The organism is Mesorhizobium sp. M8A.F.Ca.ET.021.01.1.1, from assembly GCF_003998025.1.
GTDB lineage: Bacteria > Pseudomonadota > Alphaproteobacteria > Rhizobiales > Rhizobiaceae > Mesorhizobium.
This window is the reverse complement of the sequence record NZ_RZSJ01000251.1, coordinates 1-8,272: the sequence shown is the minus strand read 5'-3', so window position 1 is coordinate 8,272 and position 8,272 is coordinate 1. Positions and strand designations below refer to the sequence as shown.

Here is an 8,272-nt window from a genome sequence, read left to right as displayed (position 1 = left end):
GCATTCTGCCGGCGCCCCACCGAGAGCGAGAACCAGACGCTGGCGCCGAAATCGTCGCGGCGGCTGGGCGCCTCGTCGCGGTGCGCGAACTTCTCGCCCGCCAGTCTTTCGCGCGAAGGTGTGAACGGCGCGACGTCCATGAGGTCCTCGGGCGCCGAGCGGCTGGAGCGGCACTGGCGCACGAAGGCGGCCGCGACCTGTTCGGCGCCGTGCCTGGCGAGCAGCGCGTCGATGAATGCACGCTCGTCATCCTTCACCGGTTCGTCGAAAGCCGGATCGGCAAGGATGCGCTCGTCGTCGCGCCGCATCACGTCGTCGGCCGAGGGCGGGCTCGCCCATGTCGCCGTCAGCTTGGCGCTTTGCAGCAGCCGCTCGGTGCGCCTGCGGGCGCTGCCCGGCACAATCAGTGCGCTGACGCCCTTGCGCCCGGCACGCCCGGTGCGGCCGCTGCGGTGCAGGAGCGTTTCCGGATTGGTCGGCAGGTCGGCGTGAATCACCAGCTCGAGGTTGGGCAGGTCGATGCCGCGCGCCGCGACATCAGTGGCGATGCAGACCTTGGCGCGGCCGTCGCGCATCGCCTGCAGCGCGTGGCTGCGTTCGTTCTGGCTGAGCTCGCCCGAAAGCGCCACGACCGAAAAATTGCGGTTGTTGAAGCGCGCGGTCAGATGGTTGACGGCGGCGCGCGTGTTGCAGAACACCAGCGCGTTCTTGGCTTCATAGAAGCGCAGAACGTTGATGATGGCGTTCTCGCGGTCGGCCTGGGCGACATTCAGCGCCCGGTACTCGATGTCGAGATGCTGCTTTTCCTCGCCGGCGGCCGAGATGCGTACGGCATCGCGCTGATAGCCCTGGGCGAGCGTGGCGATGGAGCGCGGCACGGTGGCCGAGAACATCAGCGTGCGACGGTCGGCCGGCGCGGCGTCGAGGATGAATTCGAGGTCTTCGCGAAAGCCAAGATCGAGCATCTCGTCGGCCTCGTCGAGAACCACGGCCTTGAGCGTCGACATGTCGAGCGAATTGCGGGTGATGTGGTCGCGCAGCCTGCCGGGCGTACCGACGACGATATGGGCGCCGCGCTCCAGCGCGCGCCGTTCGGTGCGCATGTCCATGCCGCCGACGCAGGACGCCACCGTGGCGCCGGTCGGTTCGTAGAGCCATTCGAGCTCGCGCGTCACCTGCAGCGCCAGCTCGCGCGTCGGCGCCACCGCCAATGCCAGCGGCGCCGCGGCCGGGCCGAAACGTTCCGCGCCGTCGAGCAGCGTCGGCGCCATGGCAAGGCCGAAGGCCACGGTCTTGCCCGAGCCGGTCTGGGCCGACACCAGCGCGTCGGCCTGGCCGAGTTCCAGTACCGCCTTCTGCACCGGCGTCAGGTCGGAATAGCCGCGTTTTTCCAGCGCTTGGGCCAGCGCGGGAACAATACCATCGAAGTTGGACATCTCGTTCTTTCGGAATTCAGGGTTCTGCGCTCATCATGGAGCACATGCCGGGGCTGGCGCCGCGCCAGCCGAACAATCTTGGCCGTTCGTACTTCCTGCCGCCCTTCTTGTACAGGGTGCTGCGTAGCACGGCGATTGGCGAAACCGCTGGCGGGAGCGCCCCTCTCCCCGTCACTATACGGGGAGAGGGTGCCGGCAGGCAGGTGAGGGGCGGCGCGAATGCTGATAGGTAAGGCGAGGAGGCTCACTCCGGACGAGCTATCTGCCAACGTCAGCGCCGCCCCTCATCCTCCCTTCGGGCACCTTCTCCCCGTATAGTGACGGGGAGAAGGAAGGGCGCGCCAATTGACTCTTTATCGAAACCGCGTAAAAGCCCGCTTCGAACGGGATCGTTTTTCGATGCGCGGCCTTTTGATGGCTCATCTTGCATTCGATGCCCCCAGCCTCAATGCGAACCATTGGGCCGGGCGTGTCGGCGCGTCCGCTCGTTCCAGCAAAACCATGGCCAAAAAAACCACCACCAAAACGGTGTGATTCCCTTGGCCTAACCACCCTCTCCCGGGTCCGGCCCGGGGGACGGAACCCGCACTTGGCCGGCGGGTTTTCTCCAAAAACCAAGCGGAGAGGGACAGGAGATTTCTATGAGTTTCAAGGTTGCAGTCGTCGGCGCCACGGGCAATGTGGGCCGGGAAATGCTCAACATACTGGAAGAGCGCGGCTTTCCGGTCAGCGAAGTCGTGGCGCTGGCCTCGCGGCGAAGCATGGGCACGGAAGTGTCGTTCGGTGACCGCACGCTGAAGGTCAGGCCGCTCGACCAGTATGATTTTTCCGACACCGACATCTGTATCATGTCGGCCGGCGGCAACGTCTCCAAGGAATGGTCGCCGAAGATCGGCAAGCAGGGCTGCGTCGTCATCGATAATTCGTCGGCCTTCCGCTACGACCAGGACGTGCCGCTGATCGTGCCGGAAGTGAATCCGGACGCGATCTCGCTGTTCACGCGCAAGAACATCATCGCCAACCCGAACTGCTCGACGGCGCAGCTCGTCGTGGCGCTGAAGCCGCTGCATGACGCCGCCACCATCAAGCGCGTCGTCGTCGCCACCTACCAGTCGGTGTCGGGCGCCGGCAAGGAAGGCATGGACGAACTGTTCACGCAGACACGCGCGGTGTTCGTCGCCGACCAGGTCGACGTCAAGAAGTTCACCAAGCGCATCGCCTTCAATGTCATTCCGCATATCGACGTCTTCCTCGACGACGGTTCCACCAAGGAAGAATGGAAGATGGTCGCCGAGACCAAGAAGATGCTCGACCCCAAGATCAAGCTGACGGCGACCTGCGTGCGCGTGCCGGTGTTCATCGGCCATTCGGAAGCGGTCAACATCGAGTTCGAAAAGCCGATCACCGCCGACGAGGCGCGCGACATCCTGCGCGAGGCGCCGGGCTGCCAGGTCTTGGACAAGCGCGAGGACGGCGGCTACATCACGCCGCTCGAATCGGCCGGCGAGGACGCCACCTTCATCTCGCGCATCCGTGAGGATTCGACCATCGACAACGGCCTGTCGATGTGGATCGTCTCCGACAATCTGCGCAAGGGCGCGGCCCTGAACGCGGTGCAGATCGCCGAGCTGCTGGTCGAGCGCGGCCTGATCCAGCCGAAGAAGAAGGCGGCATAATTTTTCGCTCACGGGCCGCACCGCCGCTGCCGCGGCTGGCCCTCCGCGGGGGCGCCGGACAACCGGCGGCCCGCGGTCGCGGGCTCAGCGTTCGGCCGTTAGCTCCCTTCTCCCCGTCACTATATGGGGAGAAGGTGCCGGCAGGCGGATGAGGGGCGGCGCCGGCCGCGAAATCCGCTTTCGTCGCGGGGCTTGGTATGATTATTAGCGCCAAAATTGCTCTGCGCCCGGCCGTCGCTTCCGATGCAGCCGCCATCGCCAGAATATTGCGGGCGGCGCTCAACTCCTTCGATTGGATGCCGGTCATTCACACCCCGGCCGAGGACCTCGCCTTCGTCCGCGATATCGTGTTGCCCAACCAGCAGGTCACGGTCGCTGAGGACGGCGCCGACATTGTCGGCTTCATCGCCGTCATCGGCGATTGGGTGGAACAGCTCTATCTCGACCCGGCATCGACCGGGCAAGGCATCGGCAGCCGGCTGCTGATGGACGCGACCGCCGCGCTGCCTCAAGTCAAACTCCATTGCTTCCAGGCCAATACCGGCGCCCGGCGGTTCTATGAGCGTCATGGGTTCCAGGCGAAGGCGTTCGGCGATGGCACGACCAACGAGGAAGGGCTGCCGGACATTCTTTATGTCCGCAGGCGCTGATTTCAGGTCGCGCTGTCCTCCGCCAGCCTTAGCAACAATGCCATCGCCTCTTCCGCCCGCTCGGCCGGCACGAACAGATGGTCGTGATAAAAAGCCGAGACCGGATTGACGCCCATGCCGGCGGCGGCGAGGCGCGCGGTGATGGCGGCAAGGAAGCCGACCGCTTCCAGCGAGGAGTGGATGTTCGGTGTGATCATCCGGCAGCGGAACGAGGCCGCCAGCCCCATCGTCTGCGCGGCTTCCTCGGTCACGATCAGGGTCGTGCCTTCGCGCTCGCGAAACACCATCACCGGCTCCAGGCCTTCGGGCCGCGGAACGCCGGGCTCCAGCCTGGCAAAGACATAGGTGCCATCAAGCAATTCCGGCGCCATCGACGCCAACAAAGTCCTCAGATCGGTCTCGCCGGTCATTTTTCTCGCCTGTATCGGGACGGCCGCAGGCTTCTCAATATCCGCAACCAGCACACACCGGTAGTCCGCACACCGTGTGGACGACATGGCGATGTCGTTGGCGGCTGAGCTTGCGCATCTGGCGCATCGCACAATAGAGGATCTGAGGGCCGACGCCGGTCCGTGAAAGGCTCCGAATGATCGTTCGTCCGCGCCCCACCTTCCTGCAGCTGTTCTTCATCATGCGCGGCTCGGTGGTGCCACGCATCCTGCCGCAGATTTTCGGCTTCGCGATCTATTCGGTGATCATCCTCGTCGTGGCGCGCTGGTTCCAGCTCGATCTCGGCGTCTTCAACATCACGCCTTTCGGCTTGGTCGGCGTCACCTTGTCGATCTATCTGTCGTTTCGCAACAACGCCGCCTATGACCGCTGGTGGGAGGCGCGCAAGCTGTGGGGCGCGCTGGTCTTCGAAATCCGCAATCTGGCCCGCGCCACGACCAGCCTCATCCCCGATCGGACCGAGCAACGCGCCCTGCTGATGGAGGCGTTGGCCTTCTGTCATTTCCTGCGCGGCCAGTTGCGCAGGATCGACAGCGTCAAGGACGTCCGTGCCTTCATCGAGGCAGAAGCCGAGACGGCGGCGCGTTTCGCCAATCCGGCGGACGAGATGGTCAGGCGCATGGGCCGCCGTGCCAACGCACAGCGCCAAATTGGCGAGTTCGACACGATTGGTTTCCGCATCCTGGATGAGAGGCTGGCATCAATCACCGCCATCCAGGCCGGCTGCGAGCGGATCGCCGGCACGCCCTTGCCCTTCGCCTACACGCTGCTGGTCCACCGCACGGCCTACATCGTGTGCCTGCTGTTGCCGATCGGCCTGATCTCGACCACCGGCTGGGCGACGCCATTGTTCACCGCGCTGATCGCCTACACCTTCTTCGGCCTCGACGCGCTTTCGGAAGAACTCGAGGATCCGTTCGGCACCGAAGCCAACGACCTCGCGCTCGACGGCCTGTGCCGGGTCTGTGAAATCTCTGTGTTCGAGGCCCTGGGCGAAACGCCGCCAAAGATGCTGCCGGCCGAAAAGTTCTATTTTTCGTAAGGCCGCAGCGTCAAAGAATCCGGACACTTGTCGGACCGACGCCTCACGGCACGTCCTTGGTTCGACCCCGCTGAAAAGGGGCTAACCAACCGGAGGGAAACCAATGAGCATTTCCGAAATCGCGCCCGTCTCATCCGGCGCCTTGTGGACCGGCCGCGTGCTCAGCGGCCTCATCGTCCTGTTCATGATCTTCGACGGCGCCATCAAGCTGCCGCCGCTCGATATCGTCACCCAGACGATGGTGCCGCTCGGCTGGCCGGCCGACGCCAACGTCGCGCGCATGCTGGGTGCTATCGGCCTGGTCTCGACCGCGCTCTACGCACTGCCGCGCACCTCCGTGCTCGGCGCCATCCTGCTCACCGCCTATATGGGCGGCGCCATCGCCACCAATGCGCGTATCGGCAATCCGCTGGTTTCGCACACGCTGTTCGGCGTTTATCTCGGCATCATCCTGTGGGGCGGCCTCTATCTGCGCGATCCCAGGGTGCGCGCTCTGATCCCGCTCAGCCGATAGCAGTTCCGCGCCACCCGCTGCTGGCTGCCGTGGCGATCTTGATTCTCTCGGGATCAAATTAGCCGCCTGAGAGTTAAGCCCTTGGCGGCGAGACGGCGACCCGCATGTGAGAGGAACGACAAATGAAGAAAATCCTGACCATTCTGGTGCTGACGACGGCGCTCGGCGCCTGTTCGCAAACGGAGAAAGGCGCGGCCGTCGGTGGTCTTGGCGGTGCCGCGGTCGGCGCAGCGGTGGCTGGTGACCCGGTGCAGGGCGCAGTCGTCGGCGGCGCTGTCGGCGCGGTGGCCGGGGCGCTGATCGGCCACGCCAGCGAAAGCGGCCAATGCCGGTACCGCGACCGCTACGGTCGCACCTATGTCGATCGCTGCCCGAGCGGCTATTGATCGGCGACAAGTGCAAACAGCAGAACGGCGGGCACAGGCCCGCCGTTCTGTTTCCGCAAGGAATAGGAAGCGATTACTCCGCCGTGGCGGCTTCCGCTTCGGCCGGTGCGGCAGTGGCCGCGGCGACGGCGGCAGCGGCGTCTTCCTGGGCCTTCTTCAGCAGGGCGGCGCGTTCCTGCGCCTTCTTGCCGGGCTCGGCCTTCTTCGGGTTGGAGCGGGCTTCGCGCTTGGCAAGGCCGGCTTCGTCGAGGAAGCGCAGCACGCGGTCGGTCGGCTGGGCGCCGTGCGACAGCCAATGCTTGACGCGGTCGGCGTCGACCTTGATGCGCTCGCCGTCCTTCGGCAGCAGCGGGTTCCACGAGCCGAGCGACTCGATGAACCGGCCGTCGCGCGGCGAACGGGCGTCGGCGACGACGACGTGGTAGTAAGGACGCTTCTTCGAGCCCGCACGGGCCAGTCGGATCTTCAGTGCCATTTTCTTTTCTCCTAAAAGCTCTGATTTCGTTGATTAATCGAGGCTGGTCATCAGCCGGTTTTCGTCACGCCGTTGGCAGCGAGTTTTTTGACCCGCCGCTGCTCGAAGCGGCGATCTGTTCGTGGTGGCGGATCACTTCGCGGACGACGAAGTTGAGGAATTTCTCCGCGAAATCGGGGTCGAGATGCGCGTCATGCGCCAGCTGGCGGAGACGGGCGATCTGCTGCTGCTCGCGCGCCGGGTCGGCTGGCGGCAGGCCATGCTCGGCCTTGAGCACGCCGACCGCCTTGGTGCAGCGGAAGCGCTCGGCCAGCATATGGATGAGGGCTGCATCGATGTTGTCGATCGAGGCGCGGTAGCCGGCCAGGATGATGCGGGCGTCGGCCATGTCCTTTTCTTCGTTCATAGCGTCCTCACTTCTTCTTGCCGAGACCGGGCAGGCCGCCACCGCCGCCAAGGCCGGGAAGCCCCGGAAGTTTCATGCCGCCGGGCAAGCCCGGCAGGCCAGCGCCGCCCGGGGCGGGCAAGCCCTTTGCGCCGCCGAGACCGGCGGCCTGCGCCTGCTTCTGCAAGGCTTCGAGCTGCTTGGGGTCCATCTTCGACAGATCGGGCATGCCGCCGCCCATCATGCCGCCCATGCCACCAGGCATCATGCCGCCGAGGCCCATCTTGGAGGCAAGACCGCCCATCATGCCGCGCATCAAGCCGCCGCCTTTGCCCTTGCCGCCCATCGCCTTCATCATGTCGGCCATGCCGCGATGCATCTTGAGCAGCTTGTTGATCTCGGCGGCATCGGTGCCGGAGCCGGCGGCGATGCGCTTCTTGCGCGAGTGTTTCAGCATGTCGGGATTGGCGCGCTCGGCCTTGGTCATCGAGGAGATGATGGCGAGCTGGCGGCCGAACATCTTGTCGTCGAGACCGGCGGCGGCGATGTTTTCCGCCGCCTTCTCGACGAGCGAGACGATGTCGCCCATGCCCAGGATGCGGTCGGCGATGCGCTTGGGGTGGAATTCCTCCAGCCCGTCCATCTTCTCGCCGGTGCCGATCAGCTTGATCGGCTTGCCGGTGACGGCGCGCATCGAAAGCGCGGCGCCGCCACGGCCGTCGCCGTCCATGCGGGTCAGCACCAGGCCGGTGATGCCGACGCGCTCGTCGAAGCTTTTCGCCAGGTTGACGGCGTCCTGGCCGGTCAGGGAGTCGGCGACCAGCAGGATTTCGTGCGGGCTCGACACCTTCTTGATGTCGGCCATCTCGACCATCAGCGGCTCGTCGATATGGGTGCGGCCGGCGGTGTCGAGGATGACGACGTCATGGCCGCCGAGCTTGGCCGCCTGAACGGCGCGCTTGGCGATATCGACCGGGTTCTGGCCTGATATAACGGGCAGCGTCGCGACCTTGACCTGCTCGCCGAGCTGGCGCAGCTGCTCCTGCGCGGCGGGGCGCCGCGTGTCGAGCGAGGCCATCAGGACCTTCTTGTTCTGCCGCTCGGTCAGGCGCTTGGCGATCTTGGCCGAAGTCGTCGTCTTGCCGGAGCCCTGCAGGCCGACCATCATGACGACGACCGGCGCCGGCGCGTTGAGATCGACGGCGACGCCCTCGGCGCCGAGCATGTCGACCAGCTCGTCATGGACGATCTTGACGAC

The 8,272-nt window shown here is 65.4% G+C and carries 11 protein-coding genes; 6 read left to right on the top strand and 5 right to left on the bottom strand.

Annotation, left to right across the window (positions count from 1 at the left end):
* The coding region (locus EOA36_RS19515) for a DEAD/DEAH box helicase (RefSeq protein ID WP_145969223.1) at window positions 1–1,436 on the bottom strand (1,436 nt) is incomplete at its 3' end.
* 345 nt (window positions 1,437–1,781) lie between these two features.
* Between EOA36_RS19515 and EOA36_RS19505 the strand changes: the two genes are divergently transcribed.
* The 3 genes from EOA36_RS19505 to EOA36_RS19495 all read left to right on the top strand — a co-directional run bounded on the left by EOA36_RS19505 (window position 1,782) and on the right by EOA36_RS19495 (window position 3,762).
* The gene (locus tag EOA36_RS19505) at window positions 1,782–1,970 is read left to right on the top strand and encodes a hypothetical protein (protein ID WP_127279021.1); all 189 of its coding nucleotides are present in this window, start codon (window positions 1,782–1,784) and stop codon (window positions 1,968–1,970) included.
* Between the two features lie 107 nt (window positions 1,971–2,077).
* Window positions 2,078–3,112 carry an aspartate-semialdehyde dehydrogenase gene (locus EOA36_RS19500; protein WP_127279020.1) on the top strand — a complete coding sequence of 345 codons (1,035 nt, stop codon included), beginning with the start codon at window positions 2,078–2,080 and terminating at the stop codon, window positions 3,110–3,112.
* 197 nt (window positions 3,113–3,309) lie between these two features.
* Window positions 3,310–3,762 carry a GNAT family N-acetyltransferase gene (locus EOA36_RS19495; protein WP_127279019.1) on the top strand — a complete coding sequence of 151 codons (453 nt, stop codon included), beginning with the start codon at window positions 3,310–3,312 and terminating at the stop codon, window positions 3,760–3,762.
* A 2-nt stretch (window positions 3,763–3,764) separates the two neighbouring features.
* Here the strand turns inward: EOA36_RS19495 and EOA36_RS19490 are convergent, their stop codons facing one another.
* The gene (locus EOA36_RS19490; RefSeq protein ID WP_127279018.1) at window positions 3,765–4,172 is read right to left on the bottom strand and encodes an ACT domain-containing protein; all 408 of its coding nucleotides are present in this window, start codon (window positions 4,170–4,172) and stop codon (window positions 3,765–3,767) included.
* 176 nt (window positions 4,173–4,348) lie between these two features.
* Here EOA36_RS19490 and EOA36_RS19485 point away from each other — a divergent pair, with 176 nt between their 5' ends.
* The 3 genes from EOA36_RS19485 to EOA36_RS19475 all read left to right on the top strand — a co-directional run bounded on the left by EOA36_RS19485 (window position 4,349) and on the right by EOA36_RS19475 (window position 6,154).
* Entirely contained in the window at window positions 4,349–5,254 is a 906-nt protein-coding gene (locus EOA36_RS19485; RefSeq protein ID WP_127279017.1) for a bestrophin family ion channel, read from the top strand.
* Window positions 5,255–5,357: 103 nt separating this feature from the next.
* A complete protein-coding gene (locus EOA36_RS19480) occupies window positions 5,358–5,768 on the top strand; it encodes a DoxX family protein (RefSeq protein WP_127279016.1) in 411 nt (136 codons plus the stop codon).
* Window positions 5,769–5,890: 122 nt separating this feature from the next.
* Window positions 5,891–6,154, top strand: a complete 264-nt coding sequence (locus EOA36_RS19475; protein ID WP_127279015.1) for a YMGG-like glycine zipper-containing protein — start codon at window positions 5,891–5,893, stop codon at window positions 6,152–6,154.
* Window positions 6,155–6,227: 73 nt separating this feature from the next.
* Here EOA36_RS19475 and rpsP read toward each other — a convergent pair whose 3' ends face one another.
* The 3 genes from rpsP to EOA36_RS19460 form a co-directional block, all read right to left on the bottom strand.
* Window positions 6,228–6,629, bottom strand: coding sequence for a 30S ribosomal protein S16 (rpsP, locus tag EOA36_RS19470; protein ID WP_127279014.1), 402 nt, complete (start codon window positions 6,627–6,629; stop codon window positions 6,228–6,230).
* A 64-nt stretch (window positions 6,630–6,693) separates the two neighbouring features.
* Window positions 6,694–7,035, bottom strand: a complete 342-nt coding sequence (locus EOA36_RS19465) for a chorismate mutase (protein ID WP_127279013.1) — start codon at window positions 7,033–7,035, stop codon at window positions 6,694–6,696.
* Window positions 7,036–7,042: 7 nt separating this feature from the next.
* A partial coding sequence (locus EOA36_RS19460; RefSeq protein ID WP_127279012.1) for a signal recognition particle protein Srp54 occupies window positions 7,043–8,272 on the bottom strand: 1,230 nt, incomplete at its 5' end.